This window comes from Microcoleus sp. AT9b-C3 (assembly GCF_036705485.1).
Taxonomy (GTDB): domain Bacteria; phylum Cyanobacteriota; class Cyanobacteriia; order Cyanobacteriales; family Microcoleaceae; genus Microcoleus.
In genome coordinates this window covers 47432-62717 of record NZ_JAUBUR010000027.1, presented here as the reverse complement: position 1 = coordinate 62717, position 15286 = coordinate 47432, and the positions used below count along the sequence as shown (strand labels likewise).

The 15286-nt window shown below is 45.0% G+C and carries 22 protein-coding genes; 15 read left to right on the top strand and 7 right to left on the bottom strand.

Annotated features, from left to right (window positions below; genetic code table 11):
• Positions 1 to 53: 53 nt before the first annotated feature.
• Entirely contained in the window at positions 54 to 497 is a 444-nt protein-coding gene (locus tag QUB77_RS22265) for a hypothetical protein (protein ID WP_333323464.1), read from the top strand.
• 89 nt (positions 498 to 586) lie between these two features.
• Here QUB77_RS22265 and QUB77_RS22260 read toward each other — a convergent pair whose 3' ends face one another.
• The gene (locus QUB77_RS22260) at positions 587 to 745 is read right to left on the bottom strand and encodes a hypothetical protein (RefSeq protein WP_333323462.1); all 159 of its coding nucleotides are present in this window, start codon (positions 743 to 745) and stop codon (positions 587 to 589) included.
• A 205-nt stretch (positions 746 to 950) separates the two neighbouring features.
• Here QUB77_RS22260 and QUB77_RS22255 point away from each other — a divergent pair, with 205 nt between their 5' ends.
• From QUB77_RS22255 to QUB77_RS22230, 6 genes are all read left to right on the top strand, one after another.
• Positions 951 to 1442, top strand: a complete 492-nt coding sequence (locus QUB77_RS22255; RefSeq protein WP_333323460.1) for a hypothetical protein — start codon at positions 951 to 953, stop codon at positions 1440 to 1442.
• A gap of 81 nt (positions 1443 to 1523) precedes the next feature.
• Positions 1524 to 1886 (top strand): DUF2493 domain-containing protein, encoded by a 363-nt coding sequence (locus tag QUB77_RS22250; protein ID WP_333323458.1) that lies wholly within the window; start codon positions 1524 to 1526, stop codon positions 1884 to 1886.
• Between the two features lie 119 nt (positions 1887 to 2005).
• On the top strand, positions 2006 to 3163 hold the full coding sequence (locus QUB77_RS22245) for a hypothetical protein (protein ID WP_333323457.1): 1158 nt from the start codon (positions 2006 to 2008) through the stop codon (positions 3161 to 3163).
• Positions 3164 to 3304: 141 nt separating this feature from the next.
• Entirely contained in the window at positions 3305 to 3802 is a 498-nt protein-coding gene (locus tag QUB77_RS22240; protein ID WP_333054204.1) for a hypothetical protein, read from the top strand.
• A 176-nt stretch (positions 3803 to 3978) separates the two neighbouring features.
• Positions 3979 to 4185, top strand: a complete 207-nt coding sequence (locus QUB77_RS22235; RefSeq protein WP_333054205.1) for a hypothetical protein — start codon at positions 3979 to 3981, stop codon at positions 4183 to 4185.
• Positions 4186 to 4775: 590 nt separating this feature from the next.
• Positions 4776 to 5231, top strand: a complete 456-nt coding sequence (locus QUB77_RS22230; RefSeq protein ID WP_333054206.1) for a hypothetical protein — start codon at positions 4776 to 4778, stop codon at positions 5229 to 5231.
• Here QUB77_RS22230 and QUB77_RS22225 read toward each other — a convergent pair whose 3' ends face one another.
• Positions 5232 to 5654 carry a hypothetical protein gene (locus tag QUB77_RS22225; protein WP_333054207.1) on the bottom strand — a complete coding sequence of 141 codons (423 nt, stop codon included), beginning with the start codon at positions 5652 to 5654 and terminating at the stop codon, positions 5232 to 5234.
• A gap of 196 nt (positions 5655 to 5850) precedes the next feature.
• Between QUB77_RS22225 and QUB77_RS22220 the strand changes: the two genes are divergently transcribed.
• The 6 genes from QUB77_RS22220 to QUB77_RS22195 all read left to right on the top strand — a co-directional run bounded on the left by QUB77_RS22220 (position 5851) and on the right by QUB77_RS22195 (position 9857).
• Entirely contained in the window at positions 5851 to 6402 is a 552-nt protein-coding gene (locus QUB77_RS22220; protein WP_333323454.1) for a hypothetical protein, read from the top strand.
• A gap of 65 nt (positions 6403 to 6467) precedes the next feature.
• Positions 6468 to 7190, top strand: coding sequence for a hypothetical protein (locus QUB77_RS22215; protein WP_333323452.1), 723 nt, complete (start codon positions 6468 to 6470; stop codon positions 7188 to 7190).
• Positions 7187 to 7393: a hypothetical protein gene (locus QUB77_RS22210; protein WP_333323450.1), complete on the top strand. Its 207-nt coding sequence runs from the start codon at positions 7187 to 7189 to the stop codon at positions 7391 to 7393. Before QUB77_RS22215 ends, QUB77_RS22210 begins: the two co-directional genes overlap by 4 nt.
• Complete coding sequence (locus QUB77_RS22205; RefSeq protein WP_333323448.1) at positions 7390 to 8403, top strand: metal-dependent hydrolase; 1014 nt, start codon at positions 7390 to 7392, stop codon at positions 8401 to 8403. Before QUB77_RS22210 ends, QUB77_RS22205 begins: the two co-directional genes overlap by 4 nt.
• A gap of 8 nt (positions 8404 to 8411) precedes the next feature.
• Positions 8412 to 9269 carry a hypothetical protein gene (locus QUB77_RS22200; protein ID WP_333323446.1) on the top strand — a complete coding sequence of 286 codons (858 nt, stop codon included), beginning with the start codon at positions 8412 to 8414 and terminating at the stop codon, positions 9267 to 9269.
• Positions 9270 to 9296: 27 nt separating this feature from the next.
• A complete protein-coding gene (locus QUB77_RS22195; protein WP_333323444.1) occupies positions 9297 to 9857 on the top strand; it encodes a thermonuclease family protein in 561 nt (186 codons plus the stop codon).
• A 113-nt stretch (positions 9858 to 9970) separates the two neighbouring features.
• Here QUB77_RS22195 and QUB77_RS22190 read toward each other — a convergent pair whose 3' ends face one another.
• Together QUB77_RS22190 and QUB77_RS22185 are read right to left on the bottom strand one after the other, a co-directional pair.
• Positions 9971 to 10183 (bottom strand): hypothetical protein, encoded by a 213-nt coding sequence (locus tag QUB77_RS22190; protein ID WP_333323442.1) that lies wholly within the window; start codon positions 10181 to 10183, stop codon positions 9971 to 9973.
• A 299-nt stretch (positions 10184 to 10482) separates the two neighbouring features.
• Positions 10483 to 11061, bottom strand: coding sequence for a hypothetical protein (locus QUB77_RS22185; RefSeq protein WP_333323440.1), 579 nt, complete (start codon positions 11059 to 11061; stop codon positions 10483 to 10485).
• 140 nt (positions 11062 to 11201) lie between these two features.
• On the opposite strand from QUB77_RS22185, the gene QUB77_RS22180 reads away from it, so the two are divergent.
• A complete protein-coding gene (locus tag QUB77_RS22180; protein WP_333256881.1) occupies positions 11202 to 12233 on the top strand; it encodes a hypothetical protein in 1032 nt (343 codons plus the stop codon).
• A 90-nt stretch (positions 12234 to 12323) separates the two neighbouring features.
• Here QUB77_RS22180 and QUB77_RS22175 read toward each other — a convergent pair whose 3' ends face one another.
• The 3 genes from QUB77_RS22175 to QUB77_RS22165 all read right to left on the bottom strand — a co-directional run bounded on the left by QUB77_RS22175 (position 12324) and on the right by QUB77_RS22165 (position 14117).
• Positions 12324 to 12464, bottom strand: a complete 141-nt coding sequence (locus QUB77_RS22175) for a hypothetical protein (RefSeq protein WP_333256878.1) — start codon at positions 12462 to 12464, stop codon at positions 12324 to 12326.
• 478 nt (positions 12465 to 12942) lie between these two features.
• The gene (locus QUB77_RS22170; protein WP_333256875.1) at positions 12943 to 13206 is read right to left on the bottom strand and encodes a hypothetical protein; all 264 of its coding nucleotides are present in this window, start codon (positions 13204 to 13206) and stop codon (positions 12943 to 12945) included.
• Positions 13207 to 13514: 308 nt separating this feature from the next.
• Positions 13515 to 14117 carry a hypothetical protein gene (locus tag QUB77_RS22165; RefSeq protein ID WP_333256872.1) on the bottom strand — a complete coding sequence of 201 codons (603 nt, stop codon included), beginning with the start codon at positions 14115 to 14117 and terminating at the stop codon, positions 13515 to 13517.
• A 201-nt stretch (positions 14118 to 14318) separates the two neighbouring features.
• On the opposite strand from QUB77_RS22165, the gene QUB77_RS22160 reads away from it, so the two are divergent.
• Positions 14319 to 15155, top strand: coding sequence for a competence protein CoiA family protein (locus QUB77_RS22160; protein ID WP_333256869.1), 837 nt, complete (start codon positions 14319 to 14321; stop codon positions 15153 to 15155).
• Positions 15156 to 15286: the final 131 nt, after the last annotated feature.

Genomic DNA, 15286 nt, shown 5'->3' with positions numbered 1-15286 from the left:
ACAGCAACAAAACGGCTATCGCAATGGTGAAAACAACGAATCAGAGGTACACTATGGCTCGCACAACTGCCAAACAACCCCAATCCCCTAACTTTGATGCTGCCTTTGGTGATGATTTTACCGTCAAAGATTACTCCGAGAAAGAGTGGGAAAGCGTTTACTATGCCATCCGAGAACTACAAGGACGAGCGCTCAGGAAATCTAAATTAGCTCAGGGTGATACGTTCTCCTGGGATGCTTACAAAGCTAAGTTTGCAGAAGTATTCGGAACGCCCCAGGATAAGCGCTTTACTCTGGAACAACTGGTGAGTTACGCTCAGCAAAAATGGGGCATGGACTTGGAACAACTTAAAGCATACAACCGCCGTTCTTGGGAAAAGCGCAATGTGGAAGTTAAGGTATCGGTGATTCCCGCTGCTGTGAAAACTCCCAAGGGAATCAAAAATATCAGTTCTTGGGATGTTAGCAACCGGGTAACAGATACTTGGGCAACATGATATTCCCTACTAATTGAATCGCACTCCCAGGTTAGTCCTGGGAGTTATTATCTGCCTAATTCATACTTAAACGCAACCTATATTTAATGCTATCCCGATATATCTTTGCAACACTTTAAATCTGCACTATTGAATAGTTGGAGTAAGTAACGATCGCCCGCTACCATCCACACACACAACTTACCAACGATCGCCCGCACAACCGATCGCCCTGGGGAAACCTCCACCGCCCGCAGTATCGATCGCACTTGAAATTCAAAGGGATGGGACGTTGCTTTAAGCGCTGTGCCGTCACTGCAACAAGCGGTAATAGGGACGGTTGAAATGGGTGCAAAGCTTTACGGTAGCTGAGACTTAAGGGTGGGAGCTTCGCTGCGGGAGTTTAAGTAATTCCCTGGCATGAGCTAAGCGTTGGAGCTTCGCTGTGAGGGGTCAGTAGCTGAGGACAAAGAAATGACCGTTAAATTCATTAACAAAGTAGACCCAAATTCCATCCAGGATTTGAGGGATTGGTGTAGAGAACGAATCCAGGATATGAGCCGAGATGTATCCCGTTATGCACCCGGCAGAATGAGAATGTGGATATTTGCCGAATGTGATTTGCGAACCAATGCCAGAGTTTATCCAGCTTATACGGATAATCGAATCCAGAAATTTGCTCAACGAGTTTTCCCAGGATGCGATATAGCATTGCTGACTTATAACGGGAAAATTGATTGGCATCGAGATCACAACTACGCAACAGCTATCGCCAGGGGTGTCAATCTCGGAACCGCAAAGTTTGGGATTGGTTTACCCAACAATCGGGAAGTTATTGATTTGCAGGATGGAGATATCTATGAATTTAACTGCAAATCACCCCATGCAATATTGTGGCACAGTCAAGAACGATTTAGCATCACATTTTGGAAAATGCGGAGCGAGTATAAACAACAACTGAGTTAACGAGATTGGGGATGAGATTGAGATGAGGCAGGGATTTTACTCTCTGCCTTTTTTTGGTACTAACAACAGGAGAAAAAGACAATGCTCAAAGTAATTCTCGCGGGTTCAAGAGATTTCAACGATTACGAATTACTCGAACAACTGGTAGATATGTACCTCCAGCGCTATTCTCCCGACCAAATAGAAATAGTATCTGGAGGAGCGCGTGGTGCCGATCGCCTCGGTGAACGCTACGCCCAATCACGGGGAATGGCACTCAAGGAAATGCCCGCAGATTGGAATCGATACGGTAAATCAGCGGGTTATCGGCGCAATGAGGAAATGGCGCAATATGCCACTCACTGCATTGTTTTCTGGGATGGCTCGTCACGGGGAACCCAGCACATGATTAATCTAGCCACTCAATACAACTTGGCTCTGAGAATCGTGCGCTATCGTCCTTAGAAACTTGCCCTGAGCAAGGCATAAAAAGGCTCAGAGACAAGAAGAGAAAAGAAAAAAGGAAAGTAAATAAAACTGCTTTCGCATTCGGTGTAAACAAAGTTAACTCAGGAGAAACGACCATGAGCTTCATCAACAAATCCCAACTCGGAATCTACGCACCCAAGGCTTCAGAAAAAGCAGCAATCGGTGCCGAAGCCCAAACCATTATCAAGGATGCTCTCTCCACCTACAAGAAACTTTACTACGGATTGAGACAAGTCGCTTGGCAACATCGAGATAAACGAGCCAGCTTCATGGATGCTAAATCCAAGGGAGAATTGGAGCAATTTATCATCGCACCGGGCTGCCGTCAAGATGATGGTTCCTATTCCAAAGATGAATGGGATTATCAACAGCTCAATAAATATCTCTGGGAACGTTTCTGTTCTCATTTCGAGGATACCTTTGGCTTAGAACGCATCCAAGAATTAACCAAACTCAAGGATTTGTTAGCCGTCACTGAAGAGTTACTCTCAGCGGCCCTGGATGAATGGGGAAACCGCATCCTCGAACGCATTGAAGATGAATCCTTGGAATCCCTGGATTCAGTACCCCGATACACGAGTGACCTCCCCAACGGCATCCGCATCGAAGCAGATTTCCGCAACCCCAACAAGCGGACGATCGCCATCTCCGCACCCAACTTCTCGAATATCCCGGATGTATTGGTCGAACAAATGCGGGGCGATACTTGCTGGCAGGGAAGGATTTACTTCGACACCACGGGAGTAGCGGCGCTCACATCCAAGTCAGCCAAACTCCTGGGTGAAATGCTCGAACTGGGAGCCAAGGTAAATAGCGGCATCAAGGAATTTATCGCAGCACCCGATTTCTTCCTAGGTTTGGAATCAGCCCAAGCCCGCAAGCGCAATCTCCAACAAGTGAAGGCGAGGCTCCTAGAAATCAACGAGAACAAACTCACCCAACGCCAAGTGGAAGCTCCCGAAAAGCAGGCCACCCGCCGCATCAATGAAGCGATAGACGCAGCCGAGAATGCAGACCCGCAAGAGTTTGAGGAAGCTCGGAATCAAGCCAATCGCATCAAAGCCGAGAATCCAAAGCCTCAACAACCTCAACCAAGGCCATTGAAACGACGTGCTGCCACCCTGGATGAAGTTAGCGAATGGATGGAGCGCAACGTCCATTTATTAGGAATGGAACCCGACATCGATGCCGAACTCGGAATCAAAAGCGTAAAACAATCCAAACGCCGAGTTAGTGAAGCTGACCGAGAGTAAACGCGCTCTCGAATAAGCAAGCGGTCGTACTTACCCAAAGTGCGATCGCTTTTTTGTTTATCAACTACTTCAGGTAACAAGAAAACAGGAAATACCAAGAAAACGGCTACCGCAGCGGGTGTAAATCATGAGGCAAGTGTCATGCGCTATTCCACCGATTCTGGATTCACACTAACCGAAAAACTCATTCTCATCGCGGTACTCAACATCCTGTGCGCCATCGCAGTACCAGGATGGATGGGGTTTATGAATTCTCAACAAGTTAGCGTAGCAAACGATCGGATTTATTGGTGCTTCCAAAAAGCTAAATCCGAAGCTCGACGTGAAAGATTGATCATGGAGTGTCAGATTCGACAAACACCCCAGGGCATTGAATATTCAGTTCACCGAGTTGATGAACCTCCTCAGTGGCAAAGTGCGGGCATAGACCCCAAAGTCACTATCAAAACTGCCACTTTTTATTACGACAAGAAAGATGGAGCTTATCGAATGCAGTACAACTGGCTCGGTGTGAGTAACGGGCGCTTGGGTCGCATTCATCTAGTCAAAGAAAATGCAGAACGCTGCACCGTGGTGAGTACCCTGCTAGGCTCCATGAGAACGGGGCGAAGGGGCAACTCATCCAATCCCTGCATCTAATCCTTCATCCCAGCGTACCGAGAGTTTGGGTGCTGGGTGTTTGGGTGCCCCCGCAGACCTAGATTGCCCAGCAATCCTAAATTAGATTAGTGCATTGTTACCTAAATCAGGGGATTGCTGGGAATAAGAAAAACCAAGTATCAACGCTACCTCATCACCAATAAAAAATTAATTAAATGGCTATCGCTAGGGGTATAAAACTACAAGCAGGAACCCTAATTGTCATGCTCCTAATTAGCTTAGTGCAATTCATTGCCGTGTTCTTACAACAAGAATTAGCACAATACATCGAACCAGAACAATCCATCGAACCTTATTTAGCTCACCTCGAACTCCAGCACGAAATAGAATCGGATTACTATCACGCCTGTGGGCGCTGGTAGCTCATCCACTTGGGGCAGCGGTTGCATTCTACTCACTTCTCCCGTTGCCCGATATTCTTCGCTATTTCGATGCTTGGGTACACCGAATTATTCGTTATGTTTCGATCCTAGGGTACACTCTCACTATGCGCTGTGTTTCGGTGCTCCCGCATATCTAGATATTCCTTGAGTTCTGGTACACTAAGCCATTGGTCGTGTTTTGATGCTGGGGTACACTCCTGCTATTGGCTTGTTTCGGTGCTCCCGCCCACGAAGATATTGGCTCTGTTTCGGTACTCCCGCATATCAAGATATTGGCTCTGTTTCGGTTTTCTGGTACACCCAACTATGGGTTGTGTTTCGGTCTTTTGGTACACCCAACTATGGGTTGTGTTTCGGTGCTCCCGCATACCAAGATTCTCGTTGTGTTTCGGTGTACTTGCCCACCAAGATAATCTGCATTTGGTATCCTCAGACTTGCCCTATCCAAGGTGACTTTGATGCTACACCAATTAATCTTTAATCCAGGTTATTACAGTTTGTTACAAAATTATTACTTGCAACAACTTGGATTTGTTTAGCATTTCTAACAGGCAAGTATCATAAGGCACATGGTACTAGAAATAAAGTTGAAAATCATCCCCGATATCGAAACGGGCATCATCGCTCATCAAGTTTGTTGCACCGGTGTGCTTCATACGGGTTTGGGCAAAGCAATTGCAGCCAAGTGGTCAGGGGTGGAATCGGAGTATCAACGCTTCTGTGGCCCCGATGCGGGTGGAGAGCGCTTTGTTCCCGGCAAAATCCAAATGGTTCGGGTTAGCTCCATTCCTGAGCTTTGGGTGTGCAATATGGCAGGTCAAAACTTACATGGCAGCAAGAAACGCTATACCGATTACGAAGCCCTGGCGCTTTGTTTGTCCAAACTTCACGGTAAATCCTTGGAATTGCAACTAACTCCTTTCCTGCCTTACAAACTCGGATGGTCTGGGGGGCGGGGTGAGTGGAGTGTTGTCCGTTCCCTCATCGAACAACACTGCCCCAATGCCATTATCTGCACGGATTGATTAACTCACCTGCGTTAGGGTCAACTTGGAGGTAAACAAAGACCCAATGGAAGACTCGGTGCTGAATTGGAGAAAGTAGACTCCCGGTTCCAAAGTAGCTGTCAAGTTGCTCGAATATCCGTCGCTCGAATCCACAACCACGCTGCGACTAGAGTTGACAATGGCGGCGATGGCATTGTCCGTTACCAGGTTCACTTGCACGGGAACATTCACTTTAAATCTCGCCCAGTCGGTGATGTCGTCTCCCCCGATGCTTTCAGAGATGGTGGAAACTCCGCTGCGGTTCTTGCTCGCCATACCCTCGTTCCAATCTGCACCAGTCAGGATATCCACGCTTTCCCCAGTTTTGCGATTCTTCCGCCTTTTTGCTAAGGTTCCCATGTTCCACGCTCGACTCCGATTGTTGCCCATGTCTGTTTGCATTGTTTCTCATTCCTATTTGATTGGTTAAACACCGCTAAGTAACAAAATACACTTGTTTTACAGGATTACTTACAGTGGAATGACTGAGCTAAACTCCGGGTGGATTCCAGTTCCATAGTCCGGTTGATAGGTGGATTTTGTGCGGTGTATAGTACATATTATGTACATCCAATATTAAAAAACTACCAAAAATCCAATGACAACAGAACTTTCCACCAAACTACGACCCGATGAAATCTGCGAGAAGCTGGGTATCGGAACATCTACGTATTACAACAGATTAAAGTACCTGGGAATTGAGGCAAGCCGGGATGCGGATGGCCCGTATCTCAACGCCGAGCAAATGAAACTGATGGAGGAGTTGAGCGAACACATTCGACAAACGGGCAAGATGCAGGGATTCGGTGGTGGCGGGCAGCTAGCGCTATCGGAAAATTCGGGTTTGGCATCGGCGTTAGAGATTCCTGTGCAGCCGGAGATACCTGGGAGTGAGGAGGATGAGGACGGGCTAGAAGAGTTAATTCGGGAAGCAGCCGAACTCAAAGTGCAACAGGTAGCGATGCCGGAACTGATAAAGCTGCACCTCGCTGCGGGGATGACCGAGGATGACCTGCCCCCTGACCTCAAAGCGAAACTGCAAGCGGTGAGGGATGCAGCCAACCCAAAGCCGAATGCCGCATCAATAGCTCAGCAACTGTTGCAGCGGCACCGCAACAAGAATCAACAGAAAAATCCAGAAACGAAGTAACCAAAGTCTGTGAAATCCTCCGCAGCGGTCACTGCTGCATCGTCACCGGGGAATTAGGCACGGGATTGGAAGATGTGGCAGCGGGGGTTGCTTTGGAATTGGCGGGGGAGTTCTCCATTGCTACGGCTACCTACAAAGGTAGTGGCAAGAAATTCTTTCAGCAGTTAGCCGAACAATTGGACATTCCTACCGAAGTGGAGGATGACAAAGGCAAAGTTAAACAATTGACCTTAGACCAACTCAAAGAAGAAATCGCGCTCAATATTCCCACTGATGCCTTATTGCTGTTGCCCGAAGCCAAGCGCCTCACCACGGGAATTCGATTCTGGCTGGAGGATTTAATCGAAGCTGGTTGCAGGGTTTGTTGTTTTGCGGTGGCTAACCCAGCCCGCGATATCTTCATCAAGATGATCGAAGTGGAATTAGAATTACCGAGCGATCGCGCTATTAGATATGCAATGGAAGATGAAGCAGCAAAATTGGGTTTGAATCTCACAGCAGCTCGACTTTCCCAACTGCAACCGCTAGCGGGGAGGAATCCGATGCTGGCCAGGAAAGTAGTGCAGCAAGAGAAACACGGCATCAATCAAACAGTGGAGCATCGCCAGTATTTGGTGATGATGCCGATCATTCTGGCAGGATTGTTCTCTTTTGCCGTGATTCGCTATGTAGGAATGGGAACTGGTAACAAGAATTGGCAAATCTTTGGTGGCGTTGCCCTGACTGCGGCGATGGCTGCCAAACAATTAGGGCGTGTCGAAGGTGCCAAGAAGAGGTTAGGACAATGATTCAAGGTATTCCTGCAACAGAAGCGCACAAGTTACACCCAGAACAGTGGGTAAACATTTATGAGCTTGGCATTGCAGGCGATGCTGAGTTCTATGATTGTTGTCAAGTGTCAGATTTAGATTTAGAAGATGCGTCAGAATATGGTTTAGAGCTAATAGACGAAGCCGGAAAAGTTATGCCTGTGGGAGAAGCTGTGAAATGATGGCACTCACTCACTCTATTGTGTCAGCAGCAGGAGTTTCATTACTCCTGGGTACTGGTAATTCCCTGCATTTGGCATTAGCGATTGCTGGTAGTCAGTTGCCTGATATTGATACATCCACAAGTACCATCGGACAAATCCTATTTCCGATTAGCAATTGGATTGAGGATCGCTTTCCCCATCGCTCGATTACTCATTGCTTCCTGGCAACTTGCGCTTTGGCTCTAGTATCTGTACCTGTCTACTTTTACGCAGATTGGAAAACTTGGTTGTCTCTGCCTTTGGGACACTTGCTAAGTTGCTTCTCTGATATATTCACCAAACAGGGAGTGCAGTTCTTCTGGCCCTATCCCACTTGGTGTATATCGGTGAGCAATCCCAATCGACGCTTACAAACTGGAGGCACTGGTGAATATTGGGTCTTGGCTATTGCGATAGTGACTTTGATTGGAGCGATTAAACTAAGCGGAACGGGTGGCCCGACAGCATTGGTGGGGAGTTCCCTCGGATTGCGCTCAAATGCAACGGATATTTATCAAACCAATGCAGCTTCTTACCACGTTTACGCTCAAATAAACGGAACTTTCGCCAGCGATTCTAGTTCAGCAGACGGTAAGTATTTTATAGCAGCGGGAGAGGGGAACGAGTTTGTGGTGGTAAATAAACTAGGAATCTTCAAAACCGGAACGAATGTCATCACTAGCCGATTAACCGCCGAAGTTGGTAAACCCGCATCTGCATCAGTTCAATTGTTGCAGTTTGACGAGGAAGAGTTTGCCATAACACCCATTCCCAATACTCTCATCTTTGTGACGGGTACGTTAACCGTAGATGAACCCGATTCAATTAAAATTATTGCTAATCCCAAACAATTGGAGATTGCCAAACTAATCGGTGATAAAATAACTTTTAACTACTGTCCCTTAGAAACAGCCATCAAATTACTGAGCGGACAATACATCACAGGTTCCCTAGAAGCCAAAATATTTAGCCCTAAACCAGACTTATGAGGTAGCCTATGAAAGAATATATAGCAACTGCATTAGGAGCGGGAGTTGTGGGATTCTTGCCTTTCCTCAACCTCAACCCGCAGCCTACTACACTAACACCCTCACCAGCACCCATACCTCGTTTACAAAAGCAGCCCGTTATTCAGCTCCAGCAATCAGCCAAACCAACTAAAAGACATCGCATTCAAGTGCAAGTGATTTCCCTCAACGATTTAAAGATTGCGGAAGGATCGGAGGTAGCAGCCGGACAAATCATCAGCGATCGCACCGAAGAACGCCAATCCTTGGAAGCAGAACGCAAGCAAATCGAGAACAGCATCCAACAATTATCGATTCCTACGAGCAAACTAGCCGAACTTCCCGAACCCAACTTTGCCATAGAAGAAGCAGCCATCCAACAAATCAAGGATGAACTGCAACTAATGGAAGCCCACTCGGTAGCACCAGCACCAGAAACCTCGTTCAGATTTAAGGATGAAGCGCTCAGGAAGTTATTGGAAGCCAAGCAACTAGAAGAAAGGGCAGAAGCCATCACCGCTGAAGCGAACAACCGCACCAAACTTGCTGAATCTAAAGCAAGATTAGTGGGACAACTAAATAGCGCCATTGCTGCACTCAACAAAGCTAAGAGCAATTACCAACACCAACAGTACGAGCATTCACTAAACCTGGTGAGGCAACAATCAGAGATGCAGCGCCAACAATATCAAATAGCTTCCTTGGTCGGGCAAAAACAAGAGATTGAAGCTAAACTACGCGACATTACTCAGATTAAATCTCCTGTAGCTGGCAAAGTACGTCGCATCAAAAACTTGGGTCAAAAGGACAGGCAGATTAACTTAGAGGTGGTGATTGATGTTCAATAAAGTATTGATTAAATTGGCAATAAATAAATGCAGAAGTTCCTCAACGCCCTACCCTTGTTAGCCATTGCAGTTTTGGTTTGGTTTCACTTCCACCAACCCAACGATAAACCCAAACTAGCCAAGCCTCCCAGTCAAACAGAATCGCGTCGGTGTCAGGTGGTTGAAGGTTCGATTTACGACGGCGATACCTTTCGAGTGCGGTGCGATAATCAGGAACAAAAGATTCGATTGTGTGGCATAGATGCGCCAGAAGCCAAGCAACCCCTGGGTATTGAGTCTCGGAATTACCTTCGTTCCCTAGTTGCCCAAGCAAAAGGTCAGGTCATAGTTATCGAGATGGATCGGGACAAGTACGGCCGCAGTGTGGCTGAAGTATTGCTAGAGTCACCGTCAGGCGAACAATCGGTGCAAGAGGAAATGCTCAAAGCGGGTATGGCGTACCACTACAAGCAATTCAGTGCTAACTGCCACAATACTGATGTGTTCGATACCGCAGAGGAGATGGGGCGCTCAACACGGCGGGGAGTGTGGCGGCTTCCCAACGGCGGTGAAAGACCTTGGGATTACCGCAAACAAAATAAAAGCTGATGTACGCCCATGTTTGGTATACACCAAGGTTGTCGGGAGCGATCGCAACAGCAGGAAGTGTGGCGGCTTTCCAAGGGTGATAAATGAGTGTGAAATTATCCTAAACTAAAGCGTTAAATGGGGTTATGGAACTGTTGCTTAGCCCAGTCCAAGAGTTCGTCATAGGTGGAATAAGCGCACAGTATCCGTGACTTATCGCCTTTTTTTCTTATGGCAATCACTTTGCCTCTTCTACCTTCATAACCCGGCTTCCCGGTCATTTCTTCTAGCTCTAGCTCAAAGAAGGCAAGCGCTTGAATGAATTGAGAAATCTTATTTTCTTGCATTTGTTAAGGGTTCTTTAATTTAATTGGTTTACCATTACACTGGATATATTTTAACGTCTCCGCCCTATCCTTACACGCATTAGAAAAACAAAATCGGTTGAGCTTTAGAAATAGAAAAATCGCTGGCTTCGATGCTCCTTGAAGAAATGCTAAAAGCTACGAGCCGGAGCCTAAAATTAAGCGGGGAGTATGGCAGTTGCTGGGCGCCAGCGTCAAAGCCAGTGATTATCGCAAACAGAAGTAGGATGAGTCCCGCCGATGCAAGTGCGACGGCAAGCAGTTGCGACAAATCCACCCACTCAATTTCCCTTGTCAGGGGTTAACTCCTCAAGTATCTGCCAGACAACTTCAATATCGCGTAAATCAGCTTGTGTTTTCTTGCGCTTACCTTTCAGTAAGTTAAGTACCTCTGCGGGTTCTAGTAACTTAAATTCAGCCACTGGTGGCGTCGGTGAACAAGTCGCTGAGCCAAGTAGTGAGCGCACTACTCCCACTTCCCATTCAAGCTCGTATTTTTCTTCCTCGAATCCCTTAAAAGCTTTTTCCCATCTTTTGTTTTCAGCTCTAGCATCTTCTAGCTCAGCCTGTATGCTAACTGTGTCATGCGTTTCAACGGCTCCACCATCGACCGGGCTATTAGTTTGGCTATCAGTCTTTATCCCCGTGTCACGCGGTTCGACGGCAACTGTGTTAGTCCCGATATCAGACACGTCTTTTGTGTCATGCGGTTCAATACATTGGTCGAGTTGTCGGGCATAGTCCAGAGTAGCGTCAGCCAGGACTATCGGAACTCGAATGGTGCGAGTCGGGCCACTCTGCCAAGCAGCTTTAAAGCGGGAATCTTTGATTGAATCTTCGTGTCCTTTAGGGTTTGGCATAACAAATAAATCCATTGTGTCAAGCGTTTCACTCAATACAACAGTAATCCTAAATTGACAGTAGCGCCGAGTTTTAACAGTCCTGAGTTCACACTCACTGTGTTACACTTATAATACAAACTTGACTCATTTATGATTTTATGATGAAGCTCGAACGTAAAACATATAGAGATGGCAACTTACACCCTAAAGCATTTAATTGTCTAAAACTTCTCCCTGAAAGCTTTACCTATCATAACGATCACACCGAACGGCATCCGTTCTCAATCTACAGTCTCTCAATACAGAACGTAATGCAGTCTTTCCATGCTGTTCTGGATGAAATAGATCAGATTTCTACGGCTTTGTTTAATGCTGATGGACATTTAGATTATCCTTTAGATAAGCTACCTGGTTTACAAAAAGAATTGCTATACGCATTGCAATTTCACATTGAGGATTGCTATCGTATTCTTAAAGTTATTCATCCATTTAATAGTAATGGCAAGGAAAAATCTGTAGAGAGTTGGTTAGATAAGGTCAAACACCCTGGCTATAAAAATTTTCATGCAGAAATTAAACACTATAGAGACTCATTTGCTCTTGCTGTTAATAAGATCAAGCACAATGGAGCTCAATTGCGCCCCATAATGATGTACTCAATGGGACATAGTATAGTTGCACATACTATAGAGAAACGTATTCAAACTTTTCCCAAAAATGCTCGTATTACTGGGTATTTTGTAGAGGGGATGCAACCTAATGGGCGTATAGGTCCTGATTGTGAAATTCATCCTCCCAATGGTACAAGCGCTATTTCTTTAAATTATGACTTACGTTATCACTTTACAAATCTCTACCGAGTTGGTCATCATTTGAACACTGCAATTCTCAGAACGGTTCGTAAACTTCACGGAATAGAGTTGCCTCACGATGTTTACATTAATAACACCGCATCCCAATATAATATAGAGTCAATTGCAGAACGTGTCAGTAAGCTGCCACCTCTATTCTTTGAAAATGAGTTTTCTAAGAAAACACCAGATATTAAGTTTCACCGTCATAATAAAAATGCAGATTTAATTTTGGAGTTTCCTGGTTCTCAGTATATGACTTGGGAGGGAGAAGTAATGATTTATTCTAAAATACAAGTAGATGCTGTTTGCCCTCACTATCAACTTCCTTACAAGTAAGTCAGAAGCGTTTATAACTCTAGGCTTGAAACTGCTAAAGCTTTATTAGGATAATCCCATACCTTGACCCAGGGTTTAAAATTGGTACGGCTAAGCAAGGATACAGACATATTCGAGAGTAGCGTCAGCCAGGACTATCGGAACTCGAATGGTGCGAGTCGGGCCGCCATGCCAAGCAGCTTTAAAGCGGGAATCTCTGATTGAGTCTTCGTGTCCTTTAGAGTTAGGCATAACAAGTGAATCCCTTGTGTCAAGCGTTTCACTTAGTCTAGCAGTAATGCCCAGTAGTGTCAAGCGTTTCACTTAGTCTAGCAGTAACACTAAGCAGTGTCAAGCGCGTGACACACGGCTTTTTGGTGTCCTCAGCCGGACGGGCAGGCGGCTATTTTTCCGATGACCGATTTTTTAATTGTGACTATGAAGAAGACAATGGCGGCCAGTCGTAAAAATCCCGCTGGGAGCTTTAGGCGGGGAAAGGGTAATTCTCACTCACTCCAAAACCTTGTTCTAGGCGGGGATATCCATAAGCTGTCACGCATTTAAATTGCATATTGAGGGCGGGCGGGACGCCCACCCCACAAGACTTAGATTGTTTTTTGACATTCAATTTAAATGCACAACAGCTTATTTCCCAGCCTAGGAGTTGGAAGTGCCGTGGCTAGGTCAACATATGGATGGTTCAGTCATTTTCATTTAATGGCTGATACAGTTACTCAAATGCTTTTCCAACAAGTCCATCTTTAGAAGAATTAGGCGGAAACTCGTTGGATAAATCTTGAAGAAGGTTATTAAAAGCTTCCTCATCTAAACTACTTTTTTCTACAAGAATAGTATTACCAGAGAGGTATAGCTCTAAATCCCAATCTTTCCTATCGCGCAACGCTGGCCCTAAATAGGTAGGTATACGCTTCCAAGCTACTACCTGATTAAGGTCTAACCCAAAATCTTCGTCATACTGTACTTTATTAGACATCTAATGTTCCTGAGAGTCGAATATATTTCTCTTCCATTCTAGAATATTGAAAAAAACTTAGGTTTCTGGCTAGTAGTTCCCTACAGCTTCATCAAGACAAATCCTTTGCTGACCCAGAGCCTAAAAGTGCTACGGCTAGAAGACGGAAATGTCAAATTTTCCGACCTAGGGCTTGTAAGCTTTGCTGCTACATCAAGATATTTCTATATTCTGATGAACCTGTAGTCATACTAAGGTTAGAGCAGGATGTGTGTATGCTGTGAATTTATAGTAGTTTCAAGTGGTAAAAAATTAACGATTTTTTTACCTTATGGCAGTCGAAAAACTCTTTTAGGGGTATCATCTGTTTTAATGAGTGATTCCCTAAGTCTTTTTTCCAGTCCACCTTCAATTGTTTTTTTTATAACTTTAAAACAAGACTCAACTAATTCATTCCATGAATCCTCACTATTGGGAGTTATAGGAAATATTTTTTCTTCAACCTGTTCTTCTTCGTTAATAATAGGAGCAGTTACACTAAATAAATTCTCTTCTTGCTGCTCAATAGTCAGAAAAAGAACTACTTTTGATGGAGGAGCTAAATAGCTTTTCTTAAAACTCGGATTCCAGTGATGGTTGTCAAATGAATTTGATTTTATCTGAATCATTAGTGGAAACACAAAACAAAAGTCATCAGTTACTACGATGAGGTTTTCAGCCATTAAGCTTTCAATGTTGTTTTCAACAGGAGCTTTATTTTTTTCTCCTTCTTCTATGAAACAAAACAAGTTACTAAGACCACACCCAATATAATCATCTAATTTTAAAGTAAGTTGTTCTATAAAATTAGAGTTTCTCTCTAAATATTCCTCGGTTTTTCGATAGTCTTCAGAAAGAATTGCTACTAATTCGTCAAATTTTGATGTTGACATTGTTTTGACCTATTATTTACGGTTCATGTTTATTATAGCATTTAAAGTCATTCTAAAAAACTATGTAACTATTGCTCTAACAATATAGAGATTTTTACATGATGCAGTCACAAGCCCTAAACTCAGATAGCCACATTTCCCAGCCTAGGACGTGGAAGTGCTGTGGCTAGGTTAGGATATAGAACTTTACAGCATCAGCTTATGCAATTGGCTCTCGTTAACAACAACCGTGTTGAGGCTTTTCCCGGCGGTCGAGGGTTATGCCCAACTTGCGGTTCTGAAATGATCGCGAAATGTGGTCCAAGAATCCTACATCATTGGGCACATTACCGACAAAAGGATTGCGATCCGTGGTGGGAAAATGAAACTCCCTGGCACCGAGACTGGAAAAATATTTTTCCAATAGAATGTCGCGAAGTTTCTCACATTGCCCATGATGGCGAAATACACAGGGCGGATATCAAAACACCAACTGGAATCGTGATTGAGGTACAGCATTCATCAATGACGGAGGCTGAAAGGACTTCGCGTGAAAAATTTTATGGCAACCTTATATGGGTAGTTGACGGCTCTGGCTTCCACCAGAACTTTGGCATTTACCACAAATTGCCAGCGCCCAATTCCGAAATTGCCAAAGATTTGATTTGGGACAAGGTAGAACACTCCTCCAAGCGCCGTAATTATCCTCCATTCGCGGATGATGCTAATCGTGGGTACTTCTATCGGCTATCGGAGGCGCAGCAAGATAACCCAACTATAACCAAGGCTGAAGTTCGATTTGGTTGGATACATAGTATTCGTGAGATCCGGGAGCAAGTCGATCAATCCTATGAGGGTCATCACCAATACGATTGGGTGCGTCCTCGTAAAACATGGCTGGATGCTCAATGCCCAGTGTATATAGATTTTGGTTATGACTATTTGGTAAAACTTGAAATCTACGACGAATCTGGTCTTGAGTGTATTCGCTACGTCTTAAAACGCAAATTTGTTCATGATGTAATGGTAGAGACTCATGCAAGTGCAGTCGCCACTTGATTCTATGCCCTGACAAAAAAAGTATTCTAACAACGGTGGTGGAGTGGACTGTCGCCATTCACTGGTAGAGTGACTGCGATATCTAGTAACCGGTAACCACGAACGTTAGAGCGCTATGTGGCATTTCTAGG